This is a genomic window from Petroclostridium sp. X23 (assembly GCF_030013905.1).
Taxonomy (GTDB): domain Bacteria; phylum Bacillota; class Clostridia; order SK-Y3; family SK-Y3; genus X23.
Genome location: NZ_CP124862.1, coordinates 482,793 through 508,388 on the forward strand (window position 1 = coordinate 482,793; position 25,596 = coordinate 508,388).

At 38.6% G+C, this 25,596-nt stretch carries 27 protein-coding genes; all 27 read right to left on the reverse strand.

What is annotated here, in order from left to right; genetic code table 11:
- Positions 1–19: 19 nt before the first annotated feature.
- Positions 20–460 carry a Fe-S cluster assembly scaffold protein NifU gene (gene nifU / locus QKW49_RS02305; RefSeq protein ID WP_282865981.1) on the reverse strand — a complete coding sequence of 147 codons (441 nt, stop codon included), beginning with the start codon at positions 458–460 and terminating at the stop codon, positions 20–22.
- Positions 453–1,646, reverse strand: a complete 1,194-nt coding sequence (gene nifS / locus QKW49_RS02310) for a cysteine desulfurase NifS (RefSeq protein WP_282865982.1) — start codon at positions 1,644–1,646, stop codon at positions 453–455. The genes nifU and nifS overlap by 8 nt, the downstream gene beginning before the upstream one ends.
- Before the next feature lie 73 nt (positions 1,647–1,719).
- Positions 1,720–2,169: an Rrf2 family transcriptional regulator gene (locus QKW49_RS02315; RefSeq protein ID WP_282865983.1), complete on the reverse strand. Its 450-nt coding sequence runs from the start codon at positions 2,167–2,169 to the stop codon at positions 1,720–1,722.
- A gap of 110 nt (positions 2,170–2,279) precedes the next feature.
- On the reverse strand, positions 2,280–2,561 hold the full coding sequence (locus tag QKW49_RS02320) for a YkuS family protein (RefSeq protein WP_282865984.1): 282 nt from the start codon (positions 2,559–2,561) through the stop codon (positions 2,280–2,282).
- Between the two features lie 128 nt (positions 2,562–2,689).
- The gene (locus QKW49_RS02325) at positions 2,690–4,045 is read right to left on the reverse strand and encodes an IS4 family transposase (protein WP_282863409.1); all 1,356 of its coding nucleotides are present in this window, start codon (positions 4,043–4,045) and stop codon (positions 2,690–2,692) included.
- Positions 4,046–4,141: 96 nt separating this feature from the next.
- A complete protein-coding gene (locus QKW49_RS02330; RefSeq protein ID WP_349239118.1) occupies positions 4,142–5,821 on the reverse strand; it encodes an ABC-ATPase domain-containing protein in 1,680 nt (559 codons plus the stop codon).
- Complete coding sequence (locus tag QKW49_RS02335; protein ID WP_282865985.1) at positions 5,767–6,156, reverse strand: ABC-ATPase domain-containing protein; 390 nt, start codon at positions 6,154–6,156, stop codon at positions 5,767–5,769. The genes QKW49_RS02330 and QKW49_RS02335 overlap by 55 nt, the downstream gene beginning before the upstream one ends.
- Positions 6,157–6,355: 199 nt before the next feature.
- Positions 6,356–6,892, reverse strand: coding sequence for a 2-oxoacid:acceptor oxidoreductase family protein (locus tag QKW49_RS02340; protein WP_282865986.1), 537 nt, complete (start codon positions 6,890–6,892; stop codon positions 6,356–6,358).
- A 16-nt stretch (positions 6,893–6,908) separates the two neighbouring features.
- Positions 6,909–7,643: a thiamine pyrophosphate-dependent enzyme gene (locus QKW49_RS02345; RefSeq protein WP_282865987.1), complete on the reverse strand. Its 735-nt coding sequence runs from the start codon at positions 7,641–7,643 to the stop codon at positions 6,909–6,911.
- Complete coding sequence (locus tag QKW49_RS02350; RefSeq protein WP_282865988.1) at positions 7,643–8,707, reverse strand: 3-methyl-2-oxobutanoate dehydrogenase subunit VorB; 1,065 nt, start codon at positions 8,705–8,707, stop codon at positions 7,643–7,645. Before QKW49_RS02350 ends, QKW49_RS02345 begins: the two co-directional genes overlap by 1 nt.
- A gap of 12 nt (positions 8,708–8,719) precedes the next feature.
- The gene (locus tag QKW49_RS02355) at positions 8,720–8,926 is read right to left on the reverse strand and encodes a 4Fe-4S dicluster domain-containing protein (RefSeq protein ID WP_282865989.1); all 207 of its coding nucleotides are present in this window, start codon (positions 8,924–8,926) and stop codon (positions 8,720–8,722) included.
- A 468-nt stretch (positions 8,927–9,394) separates the two neighbouring features.
- Entirely contained in the window at positions 9,395–10,066 is a 672-nt protein-coding gene (locus QKW49_RS02360; RefSeq protein WP_282865990.1) for an ATP-binding protein, read from the reverse strand.
- Positions 10,059–11,132, reverse strand: a complete 1,074-nt coding sequence (gene buk / locus QKW49_RS02365; protein WP_282865991.1) for a butyrate kinase — start codon at positions 11,130–11,132, stop codon at positions 10,059–10,061. The genes QKW49_RS02360 and buk overlap by 8 nt, the downstream gene beginning before the upstream one ends.
- 23 nt (positions 11,133–11,155) lie before the next feature.
- Positions 11,156–12,061: a phosphate butyryltransferase gene (locus QKW49_RS02370; protein ID WP_282865992.1), complete on the reverse strand. Its 906-nt coding sequence runs from the start codon at positions 12,059–12,061 to the stop codon at positions 11,156–11,158.
- 45 nt (positions 12,062–12,106) lie between these two features.
- Positions 12,107–12,511: a SoxR reducing system RseC family protein gene (locus QKW49_RS02375; protein ID WP_282865993.1), complete on the reverse strand. Its 405-nt coding sequence runs from the start codon at positions 12,509–12,511 to the stop codon at positions 12,107–12,109.
- Positions 12,512–12,955: 444 nt separating this feature from the next.
- A complete protein-coding gene (recN, locus tag QKW49_RS02380) occupies positions 12,956–14,692 on the reverse strand; it encodes a DNA repair protein RecN (protein WP_282865994.1) in 1,737 nt (578 codons plus the stop codon).
- An 11-nt stretch (positions 14,693–14,703) separates the two neighbouring features.
- Positions 14,704–15,153 (reverse strand): arginine repressor, encoded by a 450-nt coding sequence (locus QKW49_RS02385; protein ID WP_282865995.1) that lies wholly within the window; start codon positions 15,151–15,153, stop codon positions 14,704–14,706.
- Between the two features lies 1 nt (position 15,154).
- On the reverse strand, positions 15,155–16,021 hold the full coding sequence (locus QKW49_RS02390) for an NAD(+)/NADH kinase (RefSeq protein WP_282865996.1): 867 nt from the start codon (positions 16,019–16,021) through the stop codon (positions 15,155–15,157).
- A gap of 404 nt (positions 16,022–16,425) precedes the next feature.
- Complete coding sequence (locus QKW49_RS02395; RefSeq protein ID WP_282865997.1) at positions 16,426–17,253, reverse strand: TlyA family RNA methyltransferase; 828 nt, start codon at positions 17,251–17,253, stop codon at positions 16,426–16,428.
- 481 nt (positions 17,254–17,734) lie between these two features.
- Complete coding sequence (gene dxs, locus QKW49_RS02400; protein ID WP_282865998.1) at positions 17,735–19,621, reverse strand: 1-deoxy-D-xylulose-5-phosphate synthase; 1,887 nt, start codon at positions 19,619–19,621, stop codon at positions 17,735–17,737.
- 15 nt (positions 19,622–19,636) lie between these two features.
- A complete protein-coding gene (locus tag QKW49_RS02405) occupies positions 19,637–20,263 on the reverse strand; it encodes an Mg2+ and Co2+ transporter CorB (RefSeq protein WP_282865999.1) in 627 nt (208 codons plus the stop codon).
- A 971-nt stretch (positions 20,264–21,234) separates the two neighbouring features.
- Positions 21,235–21,681 (reverse strand): divergent PAP2 family protein, encoded by a 447-nt coding sequence (locus tag QKW49_RS02410; protein WP_282866000.1) that lies wholly within the window; start codon positions 21,679–21,681, stop codon positions 21,235–21,237.
- A 40-nt stretch (positions 21,682–21,721) separates the two neighbouring features.
- On the reverse strand, positions 21,722–22,612 hold the full coding sequence (locus QKW49_RS02415) for a polyprenyl synthetase family protein (protein ID WP_282866001.1): 891 nt from the start codon (positions 22,610–22,612) through the stop codon (positions 21,722–21,724).
- 10 nt (positions 22,613–22,622) lie between these two features.
- Entirely contained in the window at positions 22,623–22,850 is a 228-nt protein-coding gene (locus tag QKW49_RS02420) for an exodeoxyribonuclease VII small subunit (RefSeq protein WP_282866002.1), read from the reverse strand.
- 374 nt (positions 22,851–23,224) lie between these two features.
- Positions 23,225–24,433: an exodeoxyribonuclease VII large subunit gene (xseA, locus tag QKW49_RS02425; RefSeq protein ID WP_282868041.1), complete on the reverse strand. Its 1,209-nt coding sequence runs from the start codon at positions 24,431–24,433 to the stop codon at positions 23,225–23,227.
- 28 nt (positions 24,434–24,461) lie between these two features.
- Entirely contained in the window at positions 24,462–24,872 is a 411-nt protein-coding gene (gene nusB, locus QKW49_RS02430; RefSeq protein WP_282866003.1) for a transcription antitermination factor NusB, read from the reverse strand.
- 295 nt (positions 24,873–25,167) lie between these two features.
- Positions 25,168–25,593 (reverse strand): Asp23/Gls24 family envelope stress response protein, encoded by a 426-nt coding sequence (locus tag QKW49_RS02435; RefSeq protein ID WP_282866004.1) that lies wholly within the window; start codon positions 25,591–25,593, stop codon positions 25,168–25,170.
- Positions 25,594–25,596 lie beyond the last annotated feature (3 nt).

Sequence of the window (25,596 nt, forward strand, 5' to 3'; positions counted from 1 at the left end):
TTTTCTATATATCTATTGCCTATTCTTCTTCCCCATGGTGTGAATGACATGCGTTACAGCACCCTGTACATATTTCTTCGGCTTTGCTGTCCATTCCTTGTCTCTTATAATAATCACTGATTGCCGATCTGATGGCTTCTTCAGCAAGATTTGAACAATGCATTTTTGCCGGTGGAAGACCGTCTAACGCTTCGGCAACCGCTTTGTTGGTAATCTGCAAAGCTTCTTCAATGGTTTTTCCCTTGACAAGTTCGGTCGCCATACTGCTGGTGGCTACTGCAGCGCCACAGCCGAAAGTCTTAAATCTTACATCTTGTATAATACCGTCTTCTATCTTCAAGTACATCTTCATAATGTCGCCGCATTTTGGATTTCCAACTTGTCCTACGGCATCAGCATTTTCTATTTCCCCTACATTTCTTGGATTCGAAAAATGATCCATGACCTTTTCACTATACATTTTTTACCCCTCTTTTCACTTCTTCATACAGTGGAGACATCTCTCTAAGTCTCTCTACAATAGGAGGTAATACCTCCATCACATAATCTACATCTTCTTGCGTATTCTCATCACCAAAAGTCAATCTCAGTGATCCATGGGCTATTTCATGCGGTAAACCGATGGATAGCAACACATGGGACGGATCAAGCGATCCGGAAGTACACGCCGATCCACTGGAACCGGCGATTCCCTTCATATCCAGCATCAAAAGCAGTGATTCCCCTTCTATAAATTCAAAAGAAAAGTTGGCATTGCCAGGCAGCCGCTGGGTAGGATGTCCGTTTAACCGGGTATAAGGAATTCTGTCCATGACTTCTTTTATCAGCCGGTCTCTTAACGCGCTAATTTTATTATTGTGCTTTTCCAGATCATTCACAGCCAGCTCAATAGCTGCCCCTAATCCGACAATCCCCGCAACATTTTCAGTTCCGGCCCTTCTTCCCTTTTCTTGCGCTCCTCCCTGAACAAAAGTATGTAATTTTACACCCTTTCGAATGAAAAGCGCTCCCACACCTTTAGGTCCGTAAAACTTATGAGAAGATAATGATAACAAATCTATATTAAGTTTTTGCAGATCGATAGGTACATTACCTACAGCTTGTACCGCATCAGTGTGAAAATATATGCCTTTTTCTTTCGCTATCTTTCCAATTTCTTCAATAGGTTGAATGGTACCTATTTCGTTATTGGCAAACATAATAGAGATAAGTATTGTTTTATCAGTAATCGCTTTTTTTAATTGTTCCAGCGACACTAATCCATACTCATCAACCGGGAGATAGGTCACATCAAAGCCTTCCTTCTCCAAATACTGACATGTATGCAGTACGGCGTGATGTTCTATCGCTGTTGTGATAATATGATTTCCTTTCTCACGGTTAGCAAAAGCTACCCCTTTGACCGCCCAGTTATCCGCTTCGGTACCCGACGCAGTGAAAAAAACTTCCTTCGCATTACAATTTAATGCCTTGGCTACCTGATCTCTTGATTCTTCTACTGCCTTTTTGCTTTCTCTGCCTATGGAATATATACTTGAAGCGTTCCCAAATTTTTGCGTAAAATAAGGGAGCATTTTTTCCAACACTTCGCCTTTTACATATGTTGTAGCAGAGTGATCTAAATATACATATTTATCCATTGTCATCGCGCTCCTTGCGTTTCAAAAATTAACTACAAATAATATATACCACTGATTGGTACAATACAATACCAAATCATTAAATATAATACATATATTCATTATTGCTATTTAGCTCTCTATAATCGTCAATTAAATCTTGAAGAGTGATAGAATCCACTACTTTGTTTATGCTGTCTCTTACTTGCGTCCATACTTTTTGGGTAACACAAGTTGCAGAACCGGCACATTCAAACGGCTCATGTTCAACTACACAGTCTACCGGTGCCAGAGAGCCTTCCAAAGCTCTTAATATCTGCCCCACGGTAATTTGCGACGGTTCTTGGGCTAATGAATATCCACCCTGAGCGCCTCTCACACTTTTTACTAGTCCTGTTTTTCTTAAAGTAGCAATTAACTGCTCAAGATAATGCTCAGATATGTCTTGACGTTCGGCTATATTTTTTAATGCAATGTGCCCTTCAGCAGAATGAATCGCCAAATCAAGCATTGCTTTTACTCCATACCTGCCTTTGGTAGACAGCCTCATTGTTCTCACACTCCTAATTCCTACTTGATTACTTGGTTTTCATTTACAGATTACCATTTCCGACTGATTTTGTCAAGATATTTTTTAAGATTTTTTTTCAGTAAGATACCTTAAAACAATGGACTGTATACTTTTCTTTGAAGCATATGATCAATTTCTTCAATTGTACGATTCGTCGCATTTACAAGAAAAACGCCATAACTTCTATCTGCTGTACTTGCAGATAAAGAAGGCATATTGTTATTTGTAACGAAAGACCCTTCAAATCCGGCACCGTTATAAACAACCGCATCTATGGGATAGTTATATTCCCCAAACGTCACCACATCATAACCCTTTTCTCTTAACTTTTCTTTAATATTCTCCAAACCTTTCTGTACTGCTACTACCATATAAATAAACACCTCCTGCAAGTTAGTATTTGCAGGAACAAAGAAGGATATTCAAATGCCTAGTATTGGGACGAATTAATTATCTAAATAGCAATCATACGCGTTAAGTTAAGCTATTTTTTACCAATTTAATTGAGCAAATAGTGTTCCTGCAATCGCTCAACCGTGGTTTTGCGATTACGTTTATCATGTAAGCTTTGTTCGGCCGCTCTTTTAAGAATCAGTCGCAGTTCCGATATTGCTTCAGTGGTTGCATAAAGGCTTGAAAATATTTTTTCCACCTTTGTCGCAATTAGTTTGATAAACGACATCATACTAATGCATCTGTTTTTTTGTTGGTACATGAGGGCATACAGTGCTGAGTAGACTGTGAAAATTAGTATAATGGCAATTAACCTTCCATATAGAAGACACTCTAATTGCTCTTTACCACAGTTGCCTACTTTGCCAAGGTTTAGATAGCTTTTGCAAGCCTTAAATAAAAGCTCTATCTGCCATCTAGCTCTGTACAATTCACAGGCTGCCTTTGGAGTAAGCATATGTGCTGGGGCGTTAGTAATTAGAAGGTTCCATCCTAATAACTCTAAGTCATAGTCACTCAGTGTTTTGCCTTGTGACTTTGCTTTTTTATTTGCTTTGCGCCTACGTTCATTAGCGACTTCATCAGGTAAACGTACACCAATCAGCCGACATTGTAGTAATTTAGAATACTTGGTGCCAAAGTATACATCTATATCAACACTGGAGCTGTTTTTTAAAACACTTAAAAGGTCTAAGGCTTTAAAAGATTTAGTGTCAGAATTTTGTATTTGAAAAACAGTATTTGATTTAATTCGGCTAAGAAAATATGCACCTTTGGATATTATTTTCCTAAACAAATCTTTACTGTAATATCCTAAGTCAGTAATTAACAGCTCACCATGATGAATGTGTTTTAGAAGTTCATCTTTATAGCCGGCATCTGGACCAGGCGCCTTTGTCAACTCCATATTTGTGATAGTTCTGGACTTAAGGCTATATATAGTCTGGATTTTTAGAGCAGCTTTTGCATTATTGCCACCAAGACCTTTCCAGACATCTGCTAATTTGTCCGGAAGAGTAACTTTAGAGCTATCACATATTTTTACATCAGTAAAAGCTTGGAGCACATCGAGATTCTGGACAGTTATTGCTCTCTTGGCAGAATACTCAACTGCTGACTGGAATACTTGTTTTAGCAATAAAGCACTTGTAGCCAAACGTTGAAAAAGTCCTTCGCGTGTTATACTAAGTCCGCGTTGAATATTTTCGCATTTAGAAGCAGTTTGACGTAAGGATGGATTAGGGGTGTCCCATAAGCCGAATGTAAATACTTTTACTATAGTATCTGGCAGCAGCTTAGAGCGGCGCACCGTAAACCCTGTGTCCTTAGAAATTTCCAGTATTTTTGTCTTTCCTAAAAAGCAAATAAAGCTTATAATTAGTGATATGGGAACTTGAAACATGGGAACCTCACCTTTCATTTCTCTATTACTTTGAGGTTCTCATGTTTTTTTCTTTTTTGCAAATGTAATTATTGGTTTACCATAACATGGCTTAGCTTAACGCGTATGAAATAGCAATAAAGATTTTGCATAGTATGGAGAGAATACAATCTCCTCACTCCCCACTCCCCACTTAATGATTAATGTCCTCAACCTGTTGATTGCTGCTGCCGTTTCATAAATTCTTGGCAACGCATAATCACCGGGATGCTGTCCGTTAAATGACGAAATGACATCAATTCCTTTCTTTTCAATATCATCATATACCTTTTTCAATATCTCCATTAATGTATTATTTCCATTCACATAATGATTTTTCATATATTTGATGATTAATCCAATCCCGGTGGTCTGACTGCTGTCAATTAGTTGTTCAACCGATTGAAGATCAATTTCATTGCAGCCATATAAAATGGATAATGTACCTTTCGATTTTACCTTTTCTTTAGGGATTTGGATATCAAAGCTTTTAGCCATCGGTATTCTTTTTATACTAATATTTAATGGGTTTTTATTATCTATAGATCTATTCGTCGCCAATTGACCGGCAATTGCTTTCGCATCTGAAGTGACTTCATAAGGTCTATATTCATCCATCATAATCACAGTATCAGCTACATCAAAATAATCTCCCGATCCGCCTACAACAAGGATGGTAGATATACCTAAATGATCATACAACTGTCTTACACGGTCTATAAAAGGTGTAATAGGTTCTTTTTCAGAGTGTACCAGCCTTTGCATCCGAGCATCACGAATCATAAAGTTTGTAGCGGATGTATCTTCATCTAATAAGATCACTTTTGAACCTGCTTCAATCGCCTCCATAATATTAGCAGCTTGCGAAGTACTGCCGCTGGCATTATCTGTGGAGAAGTGCTTCGTATCCTGTTTACCCGGCAGGTTATTAATGAATGTGCTGATATCAACTTTTTCAACAAATCTTCCGTCTTCTGCACGAACTTTCACCGCATTGAACGCTGTAATGACAAATTCTCTGCCATCCCCGCAAATGTGATTATACACGCCTCTTTCTATGGCTTTAAGCAGTGTGGATTTTCCATGAAAACCTCCACCCACGATAAGCGTAATCCCTTCTTTGACGCCCATCCCTTTTATTCCCCCATAGTTAGGCAGTATAAATTCTACCTCCAGAGGTTCGGGTGATTTAAACGATATGGCCTTCTGATGTCTTAAAGGTTTATCACTGATACCGCTTTCCCTTGGGAGTATTGAACCGTTAGCCACAAAGGCAACTAAATGCTTCTCTTGCAACTTTTCTCTAAGGTATTCCTGGTCTTCCGCTAGTTTAACATGCTTTTCCGCCTTTACTTGATCTATGTTCTCATATAACATAGCCAATGCAATTCTCGGCAATTGCTCAAAAATAATTCGCTCCGCTTCATTCCCCATAATGGTTCTGCCACGCGCCGGCAATCCCATACTCAATCGCACTTCAATGCGGTCATCATTAATAATAACAGATGTTCTCTCAATTACTTCCTGCCCGCAATGCATGATTTCAATGCGTCCGCTCTTGCCGGTACCTTCGGCACTTCTTACATTATTACGTATCACCGATGAGATATTTCTGGTGAAAAAGTCTTCAAGAGCGGTTTTTCTAGTCTTTGTTTTATATAAATCCTTAGGTATTGCAGCCTCTTTCATAGCTACTCTGATTCTTACCCTTGAAGGCGGAGCAAACGGGTCACTTTGAACATGATCAATATATAAAATATACCCATCAAATCTATATTCCCCTCAAATCTATATTCCCCTCTCAGTTCCTTATATGCTCCATAGCTCTTTCTATCTATTCTTTTAAGTGTTTTTAATAAGTCCTGCTGAGTCAACATTCTTTCATACCTCCTGTTTTGAAAAAGTGCGTCATCGTTCGAAAATCGGATATGGGGACAGGGCCGCAGTCCGGCCAAAAACCAGGCCTGACAGCAGACCAGGGCCCCATGTCCGATAGGAGGATGTGAAAAAGTGCTTCGTCGGTCAGTCGCAAAGCATGGGGACGGACCTACAGCTTCTCTAAAAAGCAAGCGCAGCAGTAGGTCCGTCCCCATGCTTCACTCCTTCTGCGTGCTAAATTAGACTTTTCCACAGTCTCCTATAGGTTCTTCAGCAAATTAAGTAAAATAAAAAGTGAGAAGCATAGAAGATAATCTCCCTACTCCCCACTATTTTATCTGTCTTATAAGCGCTCGTCAATCAACCGATTCCTTGTCACTTCTGTGAACTGTGAACCGTTAACTGTGAACCACATCAATAATTATACCCTAATTCCAGTGCTTTAACATTCATATCCAATAAATCTTTGTTTCTTGCCGATACTGCCTTATTCATTGCTTGTACCAGTACTTCCAATGGAAATACCTCAGTTTCTTTTACAAGCTTACCAATCAGCACCATATTCGCAAGTTTTCCTTCTCCCATATCAACCGCAAGCTGAGTTGCAGGAACTTCAATAGCTCTAATATCTTTTCTTTCAATGCTTCTATTAATTAAAGAACTGTCAATAATCAATAGCCCGCCAGGTAATACCGTGCTCTCAAATTTATCCAATGAAGGTCTGTTCATCGCTATTAATGCCGTTGGATTATTTACAATAGGTGAACCCACCTGTTGATCGGATACAATTACATGACAGTTTGCTGTTCCGCCTCTCATTTCAGGTCCATAGGATGGAAGCCATGAAACTTCTTTCCCTGCCAACATTCCTGCATAAGCCATCAACCTGCCGGCAAACATGATACCCTGTCCGCCAAAACCGGCCATAATCATCTCTTGAGAATTATTCATTTTCACGCCCCCCATATTATCTTTCTTTAAATACTCCAAGAGGATAATAAGGCATCATATTTTCCCTTAGCCAATCCAAAGATTCAACAGGTGTCAATCCCCAGTTTGTAGGACATGTCGACAATACTTCAACCAGTGAAAAACCTTTTCCCTCTATTTGAGTTTCAAATGCTTTTTTAATTGCTTTCTTTGCATTATTAATATTTTTTATACTATCTACGGATACCCTTGACACATAGGCTGTTCCCTCAAGGGTTGACAGCATTTCACAGACCTTTATCGGATAACCTTGGTTTTCTGCACTTCTACCATATGGTGATGTTTGTGTTGTTTGTCCTATAAGCGTTGTCGGTGCCATCTGCCCGCCGGTCATACCATAGATTGCATTATTCACAAAAATGATGGTAATCTTTTCACCTCTTGCGGCTGCATGTACCATTTCAGCAGTTCCGATAGCGGCTAAATCGCCATCTCCCTGATAGGTAAAAACAATATTGCCGGGATGAACTCTTTTTACACCTGTAGCTACCGCCGGTGCACGGCCATGAGCCGCTTGCTGCATATCACAATCAAAATAATTATAGCTGAAAACAGAACATCCAACCGAAGCAATCCCAACGGTTCTGCCTTGTATATCCAAATCATCTATCGCCTCTGCAACTAAGCGGTGAATGATCCCATGCGTACATCCGGGACAATAGTGCATCGTAACATCTGACATCGCTTTTGGTTTTTCGAATACTTTCTTCATTATTTTTCACCCCCGGATAACTTCTTAATCTCTTCAACGATTGCTGCCGGTGTCGGAACCATACCACCTGTTCTTCCATAGAAGTGTACAGGCTTTTCACCATTAACAGCAAGCCTTACATCTTCAACCATTTGCCCCATACTCATTTCAACCGTTAAGAATGCTTTCGCGGTTTTAGCTGCCTTTTGGAAAGCTTCCACCGGAAACGGCCATAAAGTAATGGGCCTGATGAGTCCTACTTTATACCCTTCAGCTCTTGCACTCTTCATCGCTGTTTTTGCTATTCTCGCGGTAGTACCGTAAGCTACCAATACCACATCCGCATCATCACAATCAGTCATTTCATACTTAACTTCGTTTTGTTCAATGAGCTTATATCTTTCATACCTCTCAAAGTTCAGCTTTTCCAATACCTGAGGATCTATAAAAAGAGAGTTTACAACATTTTTACTTCTTTGGTTTTGAGTTCCTGTGGTTGCCCAGTCTTTAGGTTTAAGATCTCTGCCTTTTTGTGCCTTAAACTCAACCGGTTCCATCATCTGGCCCAGCATACCGTCTCCCAACACCATAACAGGCATTCTATACATATCGGCAATATCAAATGCGTCAGTCATTAAATCGACAGCTTCCTGAACAGTGCTTGGAGCCAATACTACGGTATTATAGTCACCATGGGCTCCGCCTTTTACCGCTTGGAAATAATCTGACTGCGCCGGTTGGATTCCGCCTAACCCCGGGCCGCCTCTAACGATATTTACAATAACGCATGGTAGATCACTTCCGATAATATAGGAAATCCCTTCTTGCTTTAAGCTGATCCCCGGACTTGAAGATGAGGTCATCACTCTTGCTCCTGCACCGGCCGCGCCGTAAACCATGTTTATTGCTGCCACTTCACTCTCAGCCTGCAAATAGACACCGTCAACTTTTGGCATTCTCTTTGACATATATGCAGGAATTTCATTCTGAGGTGTAATCGGATATCCGAAAAAATATCTGCAGCCTGCTTTAATAGCTGCTTCTGCAATGGCTTCATTGCCTTTCATCAATACTTTATCTGACATTACACTGCCCCCTTATTTCTCTACTTCTATTACTACATCTGGACACATGGTTGCACAGAAACCGCAACCTATACATTTATCCTGTTCTTTTACTTCTGCAGGATGGAATCCTTTATCATTAATTCTATCTGCTGCCATCACTACAATTTTCTTTGGACAAACGGTAGTGCACAGTTCACAACCTTTGCATCTATCCTCTTTAAAAGTCACCTTTGCCATTTAAACACCCCCCCACGAAATAGTTAACAGCTAATAGTTAATAGCTATATACGTCACACTAAGTAATGTAACACGGGGACGGTTCTCCTGTCACCCAAAACCGTTGTGACATGAAAACCGTCCCCATGTCACATTTTTCCTTCTACGCCTGACTGTAATGTACTTAGTGTTATTTATATAATAGTTTATAATTAAATTATAGATAAAAAACTACAGAGATAAAATGTTAAAATAAAAGCTATTTAAGTCATATAGATACTAACCTATCTATATTATGTTTTTCATCTTTGAAGTTCGCCATCTATATGGATAACATGATAATATATCAGAAGGACAGGGTCGTCCTGCCCTTGTATAGTAAGCATTTATTTTTGTTTAAAGCTCTGAATCCTAAAACTTGTACAACATGTGGACACATGCATTTTACTATGAATAACGGTGCATTATTCACTATTCATTATTCACTGATTAATCGTGCCATGGTAATTGCAAAAACAGATCTATTCCAAACGCTTTTTCCTTCAGATGGTCCGAAATCTGAGATACTACCTCTTTTTTTCCGGTAATGTAGGTAATGGGTACCATTATTTCCCTGGAAATATTTTCTACAATCTCTTGCCCATCCATAATATCTTTTACTGTAGAATGATAGGACAGGTTTGTATTGTTAATTAAATCTGTTACTTTTAGGCGCGAATTTTTTTCAACCGCCCTTAATAATTCAATGGTATCATTGACATTATCGGTTAACGGCCTTCTTGTATTAATTACAAAGAACATCTGATAGCTTTCAGCAGAAAAATAGCGATGATATCTTCCTAATGCTGTTGCTCCATCATCATCTCCGCCTACATCAAAAATAACCTGACAATCTTTGTCCTGAAGTACAGAGAAAATCTCCGCCGGTAAAGCCGGAATATCTACATTGGTATTAGCAAATTGAGGCGCTACCAATTGAATTCCATGCTGCTCCAGTATCTCAGCCGCATCTTTGGTTCTAAAATACGGATTTACAATGTCCAAATCAATAATTGCCACTCTATTATAATACTTTTTACTATAAATTGCAAAATTTATTGCAACTTCTGTCTTGCCACTTCCATAATGTCCTGTAAATATTTTGATCCTTGAATTATTCATAAGCTAATGCCTCTTCCTCTCCTGTCAAAACTCTTAAAGCTCCTTCGGCCATCGCAGCCATTTCATTTTCACCGGGATATACGGAAATAGGAGCAATGAAATTGATACGTTTACAAATCCAATCAACTAACCTATTGTCTCTTGCAAGACCTCCGGTGATTACGATCTTATCTACCTTACCACATAGAACCGCACTGCAAGCACCAATCTCTTTTGCTATTTGGTAAGCCATTGCCTCTTGGGCAAGAGCGGCTTGCTGGTCGCCATTATTTATTCTTTCTTCTATTTCCTTACCGTCAGATGTTCCCAAATAGGCAACCAGTCCCCCTCGGCCCACAAGCTTCTTCTTTATCTCTTCCTTGGTATACTCCCCTGAAAAACACATATCCACCAATTGGTTTACCGGAAGGTTCCCTGTCCTTTCAGGCGAGAAGGGGCCTTCCTCTATTCCATTGTTCACATCTATCACTCTTCCATGACTATGCGCCGCAACGGATATTCCTCCGCCAAGGTGCGCAATAATCATATTTACTTCATTATAACCTTTGCCTAAATCTTTTGCAGCTTGAATCGCTACAGCTTTTTGATTCAGTGCATGAAAAGCACTTTTCCTGGGCAGTTCCGGTAAGCCTGAAAATCTTGCCAGAGGTTCAAACTCATCTACAACCACAGGGTTCACAATAAATGACGGTACTCCTATCAAAGAAGCTATTTCATAGGCTATAACAGCACCTAAATTACTTGCATGCTGACCATACCTCATTTCATTTAAGTCATCCAGCATTTGTTGATTGACATGATAAGTTCCGCCTTGCAAGGGCTTTAGAAGCCCTCCTCTGCCCACAACCACATCAAGCTGTTTTAATTGAATATTGTTTTCGGCCAGATATGCAATAATCGCCTTCTTTCTCATATCATATTGTTCCATGATTGAGTTGTAGCGTACCAAATCTTCTGCAGAGTGATGCAGGGATTTTGATGAAATGCACTCACGCCCTTCAAAATATGCTGCTTTCGTAGAAGTAGACCCGGGATTAATGGTTAGAATCCGGTATTGATTTTGCATGCTTTCCCTCCCTCACAGCAAGTTTATTTTCTTTCACATGCAATAGATGCAAGTGCAATAGAATAAAGTTTTGCCAAATAATCGTCCGCTCTTGAGGTAACAACAATAGGTGCTCTTGAACCCGCAATCAAACCACAGGACGTACCTTTTCCCAAAAACACCAGCGATTTTAAGAGTATATTTCCTGCTTCAATACTTGGAACAAGCAGTATATCCGCATCGCCTGCAACATCGCTTTCAATTCCCTTATGCTTGGCTGCATCTATATTGATCGCATTGTCCATGGCAAGAGGCCCGTCAATAATACAATTCTTCAATTGTCCCCTATCTGCCATTTTAGATAGTGCTGCAGCTTCCAATGTGCATTGCATGGAAGGATTCACTACTTCTACCGAAGCTAGCACAGCAACTTTTGGTTTTTCAATTCCAAGGCTCACTGCTATATTCACCGCATTCTGTATAATATCAGCTTTTTGTCTTAAATCCGGTGAAATATTCATGCCCCCATCAGTAATAAATAAGAGCTTATGATAATGCTGCACTTCAACCAGTCCTACATGGCTCAGTACCCTATTTGTTCTCAACCCAATGTCTTTATCCAATACCACTTTAAGGAGGTCCGCCGTTTTGATCATGCCTTTCATTAATACATGGGCACGACCGCTGCTTACCATATCTACTGCAATTCTAGCTGCTTTAGCATCATCTGTTTCTTTTATAAGATCATATTGAGATACATCAATTTGCAATTCATCGGCAATTTTAAATATCTTTTTCTTGTCTCCAATGAGGCTAACATCGATTAAGCCCATATTATATGCTTCATTTATAGAACGAAGTACATCTTCATCCTGTGCAACTGCAACCGCTACTTTTTTTCTACCCAAGCTTTTAGAATACTCAATAATATCTTTCATTGACCTGACCACTGTCAGTATCCTCCCATATGTTAGATTTGTATATACACTATTTCCTCATGTTATTATTTTTGTAATAACAATTCTATATTTATCCGTTTTTTCAATCCTTCTATCAAAAATTTTTAATACCACAAATGATAAAATCAGTAAAATAACCCCTATACCACCAGCTATCAGTTCACTGGTGGAAATCGTGTATCCTATAACGTAACCAACAAATAACATAATCAGAGGTATGATATATACCATAAAAGCAGCAAAAAGGATTTTAGTGTCCTTCATTTCCATTTTTACAATCTGTCCTGTTTTAGCACCAACCGCATTGAATGCTTCAACAATATGTGAAGTGTTCTCGCAGCCTCCACATTCTCCGCATTTTCCTCCGCAGGCTGATACCCTCTTTATTTGCACTGTTGCCATATTATCGTATGCCTTATTCACTACGCCAATTTGCTCCAAAACTTTCACTCCCTTCAACTTATCCTTTTAAATTATAGCAGAAAAAATTAATATTTTCTTTAGTTTTTTCGTAAATATTATTAAATTCTAAATTTTGCATATTCATTATGTATTTTTTCATATTAGTTTATTTAAAGCAAAAAAATTGGCCTAATGATGATTAGACCAATTTTTTTGCTTTAAATTATTTACATTTATCGCTGAAACTATCACAACTGCATTTACTGCTGGTGTCGCAGGACGAGTTAGTAATACTGCATTTTCCGGAAAAACATTTTTTATCAAATGATAATTCCTGGCTTGCTTCCAGGTTAATTTCTGGTTTGAAGTTTTTGCAATCTTTACACTGCATTAATTACTTCACCTCCATATAAGTTCTCAACAATATTGTTTGTCGCTTTATGAAAACTTATTAGAGAAGTTTTTAGCAATTATATTGTAAATTTAATTTTTTCCTAAATCTTTTTTTATTTTATTTGCAATACTGATCATTTCTTCAGCATGCTGCAGTGTTAGATCGGTTACCAATGCACCACCAATAATCCTTGCCAGTTCTTTTTTACGATTTTGTTGTGTCAGCTTCTCAATATGTGTTGTCGATTTATCATCAGATACAACTTTTTCAATAAGGTAATGCTGATCTGCCATGCAAGCGATTTGTGGCAAATGCGTAATACATAGCACCTGCTTCTTTTGAGCTATCAAAGACAATTTTTCAGCAATCCTTTGGGCTGCACGGCCGCTGACGCCGGTATCCACTTCATCAAAGATCAATGTATTGACCTCATCGATATCCGACAGCACCGTTTTTATAGCCAGCATGATTCTGGACATTTCACCACCCGACGCAATTTTCGCCAATGGTCTTAACGGTTCACCTGCATTGGTAGATATTAAAAATTCCACTTTATCATATCCTTGTCGGTTAAATTCATAACCGCCATCTTTAGTAATCATTTGATCTACTTGTACTTTAAACCGTGTCTTGTTCATATCAAGTTCACGGAGTTCTTTTATAATTCTTTCTTCCAAGCTGCGTGCTGCTTCCAGTCTCATTGCAGACAACTGCCCTGCTAAATGTTGAAGCTGTTTCCTCGTCTCATTCAACGCATTATTTAAATCCAGCAGCTTTTCTTCACTGCTAAACAGTTTGTCTAACTCTTGTTTTATTTTATCTCTATAGTTTAAAATATCTTCAATAGAAGACCCGTATTTTCTTTTTAATTTATAAATCAAGTCCAACCGCTGTTCCAGACATTCAAGCGCCGCCGGGTCATACTCGATATTTTCCCGGTAGTCACGGAGTTCATATACCAGCTCACTAAACTGAAAACTTAGTTCTTCCAAGCTTTTAAACATTACATTCAACTTTTTGTCAAATCGTTCTACCTCTCCAAGCTGTTTTAACACTTCCGCCATGTTGTCGTGAACTGAGGCGCCCATCTTTCCACCGGTATACAATAGTACATACGCTTCCGATACCGAAGACATGATCTTTTCCGCATTACCCAACTGGAGTCTTCTTTCGGTAAGCTCTTCTATTTCACCGGGTTTGAGCTTGGCATTATCAATTTCATTTAATTGAAATTGAAGCAGATCAATTTTTCTCTCTTTTTCTCGCTCATCTCCACTGATTTTCTTAATTTCCGTTTCTAAACTACGGGATTTTTGATAAACCGTGTCATATTGCTCTCTCGTTTTTATCAGTTGACTGCCTGCAAAAATATCCAAAAAATCAATATGTTTATCGATCTGCAGAAGGGATTGGTTATCATGCTGACCATGTATATTAACCATGTACCGGCCTATTTCCTTTAATATTGCTGTAGTCACCAGACGGCCATTTACACGGCACACATTTTTCCCTTCTGAAGCGATCTCACGGCAGATAAGCAATGCACCATCATCGTCGGGTGCGATCCCGTATTCATTTAGCGCATCTTTAATGCTTCCGGAATGAATATAAAACAATGCTTCCACTACAGCCTTGTCTTGTCCCGAACGTATTAACTCCCGGGAGGTTCTTTCGCCGAGAACCATATTAATAGAATCAATGATAATAGATTTACCCGCGCCTGTTTCTCCTGTTAAGACGTTAAGACCTTCATCAAAATAAACATCCAATTTTTCTATGATGGCAATATTTTCAATATGCAGTTGGGAAAGCACGTTAACCCCCACCCTTTTCCCTTCTATTTCAACATTTTTCTAAATTTATCCGTTAACTCTTTCGAATTCTTTTCGCTTCTAGTAATGACCATAATGGTATCATCACCGGCGATGGAACCTATAATCTCGGGCCAATTCATCGCATCTATTGATGATGCTGCCGCTTGGGCCATCCCCGCCAAAGTCTTGATTACAATAATATTTATCGAGTAATCGATATGGGTTACCGATTCGGTAAATATCGTTCTTAGTTTTCCTGTAATATTTGTATCGGAAGCATTAATTGAAGCATACTTGTATCTTCCGTTTTCAGCAAGAACTTTAATTAATCTCAACTCTTTAATATCACGGGATACCGTTGCTTGCGTCACATCGATGCCGCTTTGTTTTAATTTGTCCGCTAGTTCCTCTTGTGTTTCAATCACATCATTTTCAATAATTTGAAGTATTCTGGAATGTCTATCATATTTCATATTATCGGTTTTTTACTCCCCTTTCGGTCAGCTTTTTACGCAGCACATCATAAAAATTCATATTGCTGATTCTTACCAGCTTGGTGACATACGACGCCTTTTTTATTGTAATGATATCCTTTGGCTGTACTCTATAACCCTGTTGACCATCAACCGTAATCATCGCATCTTGATATGCATCTTCTATATGCACACATATCATTCTGTCTTCCGGAACGATAAATGACCGAGAGTGCAACGTGTGCGGACAAACCGGCGTAACCATAATCAAGTCCATATTGGGATGGACAATAGGGCCGCCGGCTGAAAGGGAGTAAGCGGTCGAACCTGTCGGAGTAGATACTACGATCCCATCAGCTGTAAAATAATCAACAAATTGAGTATCTACAAAAACTTTAAGATTAATGATTCTGGAAAAAGAGCCTCTTGTAATGCCTATATCATTCAACGCGACAAAGGTATCCAAAGACATGCTTCCGCGGCATAAGGTCCCTTCAATCATCATCCTCCGGTCAATCGTATAATCACCGGCAAAAAGCCTATCAAAAAATTGCTCAAGATTATTCTTTTCCAACTCCACCAGAAAACCCAAATGGCCAAGATTAATACCCAAAACCGGAACACCAAAAGGTGATGCATGCCTTGCTCCGTTTAAAAGCGTGCCATCTCCCCCCAATACGATAACCAACTCGGTATCTTTATAAAGCTCCGGTTCTTCACAAGCATATTTTTCAAGGCCTAATGTATTTGCAACATGTGTACTGATTAAAACATCTTTTTTAAACTTTTCCAATAAATCAATCACTTTTTTTGTATGATGCAAATCTCTATCTTTTTCCAAGTTAGGAACTACTGATATTCTTTTCACATATACACATCCAGTTCTATCTATATACGTCACACTAAGTATATTACAAATGTAACATGGGGACGGTTCTCCTGTCACCCAAAATCGTTGTGACATGAAAACCGTCCCCATGTCACATTTTTTCTTCTACGCCTGACTGTAATGTACTTAATGTTATTTATATATTTACATTATAATAAATAACTTAATCCAAAACCATTATATATAAAATGCTGATGTAACACAAGCCAACAGGGAATAATTAATAATGAATAATGAATAGTTAATTTTTTACTTACAAGTTGATATCAAATTTGAAAGTTATCCACGGGCGGAAAAAGTCGTTCGTCCCTACGAAAAACTCATATAATATATAGCTTGTCAAATTAGAAGTGATAAGTTAACCATCTATACGTAATAGCATACTATTCACTATTCACTTGGGTTAAATCCTGGTGAGATTGTTCTATGGCTTCTTGTATCGCTTTCAAATCATAATGGTCATGCTCAGCCGGTTGGAGATTTTTAAGGTATAACAAGTATTCAATATTTCCCTCCGGGCCTTTTATTGGCGAAAAGCTAAGACCGCTTATGGAAAACCCCTGTTCTCTGGCGAAATGAATGATCATCTCTACTACTTCAATATGAACGGATTTATCTCTTACCACACCTTTTTTTCCAACCTTTTCTCTTCCTGCTTCAAACTGCGGCTTAATGAGGCAGACCACTTCACCATTGATCCCCAACAAAGACTTAGCCACCGGCAATACTAATTTTAAAGAAATAAATGCAACATCAATAGATATGAAATCAATCTTTTCTCCTATTTGTTCCGGTTCAACATAGCGAATATTGGTTCGCTCCATATTTACGACTCTTTCATCCTGTCGAAGCTGCCACGCCAGTTGCCCATATCCCACGTCAACAGCATACACCTTTACTGCGCCATTTTGCAGCATGCAATCAGTAAATCCTCCTGTGGACGCACCAATATCCATGCAAACTTTATTTTTAAGATCTAAATCAAACTGCTCTACTGCCTTTTCAAGTTTCAATCCACCCCGGCTTACATACCGAAGTGTATTGCCCCGGACTTCCAATGCAGCATTTGTATTGACTTTTGTTCCTGCCTTATCAACTTTTTGGTTATCTACATAGATTTGTCCCGCCATAATGAGACTCTTGGCTTTTTCCCGGCTTTCTACAAGTCCCATATCTACCAGAAGAATATCTATTCTTTCCTTATCACTCAAAAAGCACAACTCCCCGTCTTATAAATGTACAATGTACAATGGACAATGTACAATTTTTGTCATTTATCTGATAATAATTGCTATATACCCAAATAAATTATCTTCATATAGATAACCAAATTTAATTACTAAGTTATATCATACGAGTGTTTGTAGGGGCGTGACGACCCTGTCCGCCCGGTACATTGTTGCATGATCTGCGGGTGGACAGAGTCGTCCACCCCTACAAGAACTCGCATAATATATAAGTCGAAAAATTATAATTCTTCATTTGGTTATCTATAATTATTTACACTATTATACAAACTTATAAAAACCAAATACAAACCAAATACAAACGTATGATTCTCTTAGTTATATATCAGTTTCTATATTGATTTTATTATTGTACTTAATACTTGCAGCTTTACTAGGCATCTCTACCTGTAGGCTTTATTAATTGTCCATTGTACATTGTACATTTTTTATAGTACATTATTGGTTACATCATTTTTAAAGCTTCCTTAACAAGGCTGTCCGCGTCCAATTCATAGATCTTGAACAATTCATTTACCGAACCGTGGGGGATGATTTCATCCGGCCATCCTTTTAGTTTGACTTTTACATGCCCGCACTTGTTTTTCTGAAGCAGTGAAAGTACCGCACTACCGAATCCGCCTATGACTGAATTATCTTCCAGTGTAATTACTTTACCGGTTTTTAGTGCGGAATTAATAATCATGTCCGCGTCCAAAGGCTTGCAACACCTTGCATTTATTACTTCGGCATCAATCCCTGCCTTTTTTAACTTTTCGGCAGCTTCTAATGCGATGCCTACCATCTTGCCTATCGCGATCAGTGAAATATCTTTGCCTTCTGATAACTTTTCTCCTTTACCCGGTAAAATAGCTTTATTATGAATGACTATAGGATATTCTTCTTTTCCTCTGGGATATCTAACCGCAATCGGACCATCATGTTTTACAACAGCATATTCCATCATTAAATTTAATTCTTCATAACATGATGGTGCCATCACAACCATATTCGGAATGTGACTTAAAAATGATAAGTCATATATCCCTTGATGCGTTTCTCCATCTTGCCCTACAACCCCGGCTCGGTCTACAGCAAAAACAACATGCAGGTTTTGCAATGCAACATCATGTAAAATTTGATCATACGCTCTTTGTAAAAACGATGAATACACTGCAAAAACAGGTTTCAAATTTGACACGGCAAGTCCGGCAGCAAAAGTAACCGCATGCTGCTCGGCAATACCTACATCAAAGAATCTATCCGGAAATTCTTTGATAAAGTTCCCTAATCCTGTTCCTACCGGCATAGCTGCTGAAACCGCTGTAACAGTCTTGTCTTTTTTGCCGATTCGAACCATTTCATCGCCAAACACTGCAGAATAGTCCTTTTCAGTCTTTGCACCCAATGCTTTCCCTGTTTCTATATTGAATGAAGAAACACCGTGAAAAATATCCGGTTCTTCTTCGGCAAAAGAGTATCCCTTCCCTTTTGTAGTATAAACATGAATCAGTATGGGACCTTTCATATTTTTTGCTCTATTTAATACACCCATCAAATTAGAAATGTTGTGCCCATCAATAGGGCCTACATATGTAAAACCTAATTCTTCAAACAGTGTGCCTGGCACTATCATGTACTTGATGCTTCCTTTTGCACGTTGTACGGTCTTTGCCATACTTTTCCCAATTGCAGGGATTTTATTCAATATGAAATCTATATCCTCTTTCACTTTGAAATACACCGGCTCTGTTCTGATTCTATTAAGATATGTAGATAATCCTCCAACATTCTTTGTAATAGACATTTCATTATCATTTAATATTACGATTAAGTTATTTGGACTTCTGCCGGCATCATTTAATGCCTCAAAAGCCATCCCCCCGGTTAGCGCTCCATCTCCGATTACAGCTACGACATTGTGATGCTCATTTTTCAAATCTCTTGCTTTGGCGAGACCTAATGCGGCAGATATAGATGTACTGCTATGTCCGGTATTGAAAATATCATGTTCGCTTTCTTTTGACTTTGGAAATCCACTTAATCCGCCCAACTGTCTGAGTGTTGAAAAAAGTTCTTTTCGGCCGGTCAATATCTTATGAATATACGTCTGATGCCCCACATCCCAAACAAACTTATCTTCCGGCGATGAAAAAACCATATGAAGAGCCAGCGTCAATTCAATCACACCTAAGTTTGATGCAAGATGTCCTCCCGTTTTAGATACTAAATCAATGATAAACTCTCTCAGTTCTCCGGAAAGTTGGTTTAATTGATCAATATCTAGGTTTTTTATGTCTGCCGGTTGATTCACTTTTTCCAGAATACTATCGATCTTTTTAATTTTCTTCATTTTTTCAACCCTTTTCTAGCGTTTATCAACTTTTTTAAATCTAATAAAGCTATTTAAATAATACAATATAATGCCTACCTTATAAACGATATAATTACTTCTAGACAATGCAACAGATTTACCCAGGGCTTTGCCCCCCACTGTCAATGAAGCGACAAAACCGGTTAAAACCAATCCAATCATCACCGTATCAAAAATATTATATATTGTCGTGATCTGCGCTACAATAGTGGCACTGGTGGCACCACTGATGATACCTGCAATATCACCTACCACATCATTACAAAAATTCGAAACCTTTTCCGCATTTCTGATCAGCCTGACAGCTTGTTTCGCACCCGCAATCTTCCTGGAGGCCATAGCATGAAAAGGAGTTTCATTCGCCGCTGCCACGGCAATACCTATTATATCAAATATTATACCTAAAAGTACAATGAATAATAATATAAAAAAAGCTACACCAATGCTAACATTGTTCATTAAACTGGACGACACATAACTTAATGTAATTGAAAAAATGAACGTCCATATTACAATGATAACAGCCCAGGTATAGCTTACTTTTTTATTCCCTACATTGGTATTTCTCAATTTAATTCTATTTTGCTTATTTATCTTTTTGTTCGTTGCTTGCTGTCGCAAAAAATAAACCCCCAACAATTTAGTTAATAGTGAATAGTGAATAATTAATAGTGCACTCTATCTAAAAACTTGGGTTTACTATTCACTATTCATTATTCACTATTAATTGAATTACGGTGGTGATGCATGGAGTAAATTTTGCGGCTTAGGTCCAGTAGGCTTTCCCAGAAGAATACTGAAATGTCGCCAAATCAGCGGTTTCCCTTTAAATCCTTCTCTACCATGTCGCCATAGGCAGGACTGGATTACCACTCAGTCCACACTGCAATCCCCCACACACCTTATACAAACAGTCTAGGAGTTTTCCTCAACAGTCACACTGGTTCTTAGCCTCTTTTGCAAATATGGTTTCAAATAGCGATAACGCATTCGTATTGGCCAACACAAATGTGTCTGATCCATTATCCACCATATTCACTCAAGGCAGGCTACGCTGTTCACAGCACTCATTCGAACCGCATAACAGGTTTAATCCTAAGTCGTACTCTTCCCGGTTTCATAAAGTCACTCAAAGAAAACCACAAACATAGGTCTCCACGGAAGAGGGGTCAACGCCCGCATGCCATTGCAGATCGCCCCTCAACCTTAACTCCCAGCACTAACCCCCGACTGGGCGTCGAAAGCTACCACAAGGAACTTCATCGATGTGCCCTTCAACGGATTTTTAGGCCCGTCTTGGGAACCAGTAGATCTGACTAGAATACTGCACCACCGTATTTAATTAATAGTTAATAGTTTATAGTTATTAGCTATACTGACATTATTAAACATATCAGATTCAATATCATAACATAAAAAGCCCATAATGTAAATAAACATAAGAAGCTACTAATCAACGATTATCCCAAATTTCTCAAAGTTAAATAAGTTTGCATGACTATGCTCTTCAATAGTACCGAATACTAACTAATTTAAGTTCTTAAATATTCATTGTCCACTATTCACTATTAATTATTCACTAATAACTGCCTTTACCGCGCAAGTCCAATTGCTATCCCTAGCAGCGCTCCCACCAATACCTCAAAGGGTGTATGTCCTAACAACTCTTTTAGCTGGTCTTCAACAAAATGAGGGTCTTTCTTTCCCCACTGCTCAACAAGTTTGTTTAGAATACGTGCTTGCTGCCCTGCAGCTCTCCTTACCCCTGACGCATCATACATGACTACCATCGCAACCGCAAATGCTATTGCAAATTCAACTGAATTCGGCCCTACATTTTTACCGATTGCCGTTGTAAGTGAAACAACAAAGGCTGAATGTGAACTCGGCATTCCACCTGAGCCTACAAACCTGGAAAAATCTATTTTCTTTTGACCTATAAGAACAAATAATACTTTTAATAATTGCGCAATGAACCAAGCAATAACTGATGTGGTTATAATTTCATTATCAAAAAACAAAGCATTCAAATTTTGCATTATTTTCCCCCTATAATACTCAATAAAATAGTCAGTATGACTATTTTTCTCTATTAATAAGATACAATGCAAGATCTTTCAAAAACCAACCTCGCTCTCCAAAAATATTAAGGCTTTTGATTGCTTCATCGGTCATTTCTTTTACTTTTTCCTTTGATCTTTCCAATCCCAATAACGATACAAATGTTGACTTATTATTATTGATATCACTTCCGATAGGCTTACCTAGTTTATCCTGGTCACCTTCGACATCAAGGATATCATCCTTTACCTGAAAGGCAAGACCGATATTCTTGCTATATGTTGTGATCGCGTCCATCTGTTCTTTTGTTGCATTCCCTATAATGGCACCTGCTTTCGCCGATGCAATAATCAAAGCACCTGTTTTATGTAAATGCATATAGCTCAAATGTTCTTCTTCAATCTTTTTATTCTCAGCTTCCATATCTACAACTTGTCCACCGATCATTCCCTCTGTTCCACCGGCATTTGCAATCACTGATAGAACTCGAATAACTTTTGCAGCCTCCACACCTTTTTTTACGGATTCATCTACCGCAACTTCAAAAGCCTTATTTAACAGAGCATCCCCAGCCAGTATCGCCATTGCTTCACCAAAGACTTTGTGGTTGGTCAAATTACCCCTTCGATAGTCGTCATTATCCATCGCAGGCAAGTCGTCATGGATCAAGGAATAAGTATGTATCATTTCAATTGCACAAGCAGCAGGCACCGCTTCTTCCCTGTTACCTCCCATAAGCTCACAACAAGCGAGGGTTATGACAGGTCTTAATCTTTTACCTCCCGCAAACAAGCTATACCTCATTGCCTCGTATATATTTTTTTGATAGTTCTCCTTTTGAGGTAAATATATATCCAAGTATTTGTCAATCAGCCGGATATCATCATTCAGCCTTTCTTTAAAATTCATCATTGTCCTCCTACGCATCTATATTACTCATTTCAAAAGTTTGTTCCGATATTTCTCCACTCTTATCTTTTATTAGTAAACTAACCTTCTGCTCTGCTTCATCCAACATTTTTGAACATTCTTTAGATAATCCAACACCCTGCTGGAAAAGTTCCATTGACTGTTCAAGGGTTAATTCTTCCTCTTCCAGTTTTCTTACGATATCTTCCAGTTGTTTTAATGACTTTTCAAAATCCATGGCTGACTTCCTTTCAGTTTATTTCTCTGCAGGCCTTCTTATATGTATAGATAAAAAATTTTAAAGTTATTATGCAATATCCTAATTTTTGTTTAAATATATTTGTTTTATTATCGCAGGGGTGGACGACCCTGTCCACCCGCCGTAATATTACCTTATCTACGGGCGGACATATTTGGCAGACACAAGGCCTGCCCCTACGATTAAAAACTAGAGATATATTATACTTTTTGGGACTTATGGGAGACTGTGAAAAAGTCCGATTCAGCACATAGAAGGAGTGAAGCGTGGGGACGGACCTACTGCTGCGCTTGCTTTTCAGGGAAGCTGTAGGTCCGTCCCCATGCTTTGCGACTGACCAATCAAGCACTTTATCACATCCTCCTATATACTTTATCTACTGTACATTGCATGTATCCATCATTTACTCGTACATTTATTTTATCATCTTCCTGCACATTTTGAACAGATCTGATTACATTACCATCTTCTTTTTTCGCTATCGCATATCCTCTCGCAAGAACAGCCAAAGGACTGAGGGTATTTAGTTTCTCGCTAAGCAATCCCAACTGTTTTTTATTGTTATCAATTCGCAGCACAATATTTTTAGTAAGATTTTTACCCATTTCATCAATAAGTAGTCTGTTTTCATTAATCTTATCCATAGGATTTTTAAATGCCGGTGATTGAAGCAAACCTTTTAATATTAGCCTATTATTTTCAATCTTTTTATTAAAAGAATACACCAACCTCGATTTCAGATGAACGATTTTATCTCTAAGCTCAAATTGTGCCGGCACTACTATTTCGGCAGCAGCCGAAGGAGTAGGCGCTCTTAAGTCTGCGACAAAATCAGAAATAGTAAAGTCTGTTTCATGTCCAACGGCAGATACGACCGGAATGGCAGACTGTGCAATACTTCTTGCAACAACTTCCTCATTAAAAGGCCATAATTCTTCAATGGAACCTCCGCCCCGCCCGACGATGATTACATCGGCACTGCGCTTTTCATTAAAATACCCGACAGCTTGCGCAATTTGCTCACACGCTTGCTCACCTTGCACCAGCACAGGATAAATCAAAACCTCAGCACTGGGATAACGGCGTTTCAGAATATTTAAAATATCTCTTACCGCTGCACCTGTTGGCGATGTGACCACGCCGATACGCTTAGGATATTGCGGAAGTCTTTTTTTTCTTTCTTCATCAAATAGACCTTCCTCTTTAAGCTTATTTTTCAATTGTTCAAATGCGATATGTAACGCCCCGATCCCATCGGGCTGCATATTTTCAATATATAACTGATATTGCCCGTCTCTTTCATATACCGTGACTCTGCCCTGTACAATAACCTTCATACCGTTTTCAGGCTTAAATTTAAGACGAAACCCGGCACTTTTAAACATCACAGCACGAATAACGCCATCTTTATCCTTTAACGTAAGATACATATGTCCTGAATAATGCAGTTTAAAATTAGAGATTTCTCCTTTAACAAATACATTACTCAGTATCATATCATGGTCCATCAGTGTCTTTATATAGCTGTTTATTTCACTTACTGCCAGAACCGGCCTATTTATCATTGATGCAAACCTCACCCTTCATGGTTCAATTATCAATTTGAAGCTTTTTTTGTATTGAACCCAGCACACCGTTGACAAACGATGCTGATTCATTACTATCATAATTCTTAGTTAATTCCACTGCTTCATTGATGGAGACACTGTCAGGAATATCTTTCCTATGAATCATTTCATAAGCAGCAAGCCTTAAAATCGCCATATTCACTTTTGAAATACGGTTGATCTTCCACCCTACAGCATTCTCTTCTATGAGCTTGTCCAATTGCTCCTTATGATGGGTAGTTCCTTTCACCACTTCTTTTATATACTCCGCATGATGAGGCTCAATCTCATTTTCCGCCAAAAATGATTCCAATACCTCATCTTTCTCATCTTTGTGTATATCCATCTGGTACAGAAGCTTAAACGCTTCTTCCCTTGCTTGTCTTCTGGTCATGATGTTTTCCTCCTTAGTGTCTATATATAACGCATTAAAGAAATTACAGTAACGGTAGGTTTGGGGTGGTGTATGTTTCCGTAAGAGACCGTCCACTGTTTGAACGAAGTGAGTTTGGGCGCGTCTCTGAAGGACACATACACCATCTCAAAACCGTTTGCCAATGTAAACACTTTAATGCGTTATATATAACTTCATATAGCTATTTTAATCCATTTGGGAAACATTATCCATTCAATTTATTACATTCCATTATAATTCATTTTAAAACAAAAATAAACCCTCTATGAGAGGGTTATTTTTGTTTGCTCTTTACTGTTTCTTCATCTTTGGTTTGTGTATCCTTTTTGGGTTCCTTTTCAATGTTTACACCTTGTATATGTATGTTTACTTTTCCTACACTCAATCCCGTCATGGTTTCTACAGCATTTTTTACTTTCTCCTGTATCTCCCACGCAACTTCAGGGATCCTGGAGCCATATTCTACTACGATATACAAATCTATAAATGTTTCTTTTTCTTTGACATCCACCTTTATGCCCTTTGTCAGGTTCTTCTTTCCTAACATTTCGGCGATACCACCCGCAATACCACTACTCATACCGGCTACACCAGTTACATCCGTTGCCGCCATTGCCGCAATAATCGCAACGACTTCATCAGCAATCTTAACATTACCGATACCGTCAGCTGTCACTACTTGATTCTCTTCCACAATCATCAC

Coding starts and splice junctions, on each gene's coding strand:
- nifU (WP_282865981.1), bottom strand. CDS start 460: ATGTATAGTGAAAAGGTCATGGATCATTTTTCGAATCCAAGAAATGTA.
- nifS (WP_282865982.1), bottom strand. CDS start 1,646: ATGACAATGGATAAATATGTATATTTAGATCACTCTGCTACAACATAT.
- QKW49_RS02315 (WP_282865983.1), bottom strand. CDS start 2,169: ATGAGGCTGTCTACCAAAGGCAGGTATGGAGTAAAAGCAATGCTTGAT.
- QKW49_RS02320 (WP_282865984.1), bottom strand. CDS start 2,561: ATGGTAGTAGCAGTACAGAAAGGTTTGGAGAATATTAAAGAAAAGTTA.
- QKW49_RS02325 (WP_282863409.1), bottom strand. CDS start 4,045: ATGTTTCAAGTTCCCATATCACTAATTATAAGCTTTATTTGCTTTTTA.
- QKW49_RS02335 (WP_282865985.1), bottom strand. CDS start 6,156: ATGGGGACGGACCTACTGCTGCGCTTGCTTTTTAGAGAAGCTGTAGGT.
- QKW49_RS02340 (WP_282865986.1), bottom strand. CDS start 6,892: ATGAATAATTCTCAAGAGATGATTATGGCCGGTTTTGGCGGACAGGGT.
- QKW49_RS02345 (WP_282865987.1), bottom strand. CDS start 7,643: ATGAAGAAAGTATTCGAAAAACCAAAAGCGATGTCAGATGTTACGATG.
- QKW49_RS02350 (WP_282865988.1), bottom strand. CDS start 8,707: ATGTCAGATAAAGTATTGATGAAAGGCAATGAAGCCATTGCAGAAGCA.
- QKW49_RS02355 (WP_282865989.1), bottom strand. CDS start 8,926: ATGGCAAAGGTGACTTTTAAAGAGGATAGATGCAAAGGTTGTGAACTG.
- QKW49_RS02360 (WP_282865990.1), bottom strand. CDS start 10,066: ATGAATAATTCAAGGATCAAAATATTTACAGGACATTATGGAAGTGGC.
- buk (WP_282865991.1), bottom strand. CDS start 11,132: ATGCAAAATCAATACCGGATTCTAACCATTAATCCCGGGTCTACTTCT.
- QKW49_RS02385 (WP_282865995.1), bottom strand. CDS start 15,153: ATGAAATATGATAGACATTCCAGAATACTTCAAATTATTGAAAATGAT.
- dxs (WP_282865998.1), bottom strand. CDS start 19,621: ATGAAGAAAATTAAAAAGATCGATAGTATTCTGGAAAAAGTGAATCAA.
- QKW49_RS02410 (WP_282866000.1), bottom strand. CDS start 21,681: ATGCAAAATTTGAATGCTTTGTTTTTTGATAATGAAATTATAACCACA.
- QKW49_RS02415 (WP_282866001.1), bottom strand. CDS start 22,612: ATGAATTTTAAAGAAAGGCTGAATGATGATATCCGGCTGATTGACAAA.
- QKW49_RS02420 (WP_282866002.1), bottom strand. CDS start 22,850: ATGGATTTTGAAAAGTCATTAAAACAACTGGAAGATATCGTAAGAAAA.
- nusB (WP_282866003.1), bottom strand. CDS start 24,872: ATGACCAGAAGACAAGCAAGGGAAGAAGCGTTTAAGCTTCTGTACCAG.
- QKW49_RS02435 (WP_282866004.1), bottom strand. CDS start 25,593: ATGATTGTGGAAGAGAATCAAGTAGTGACAGCTGACGGTATCGGTAAT.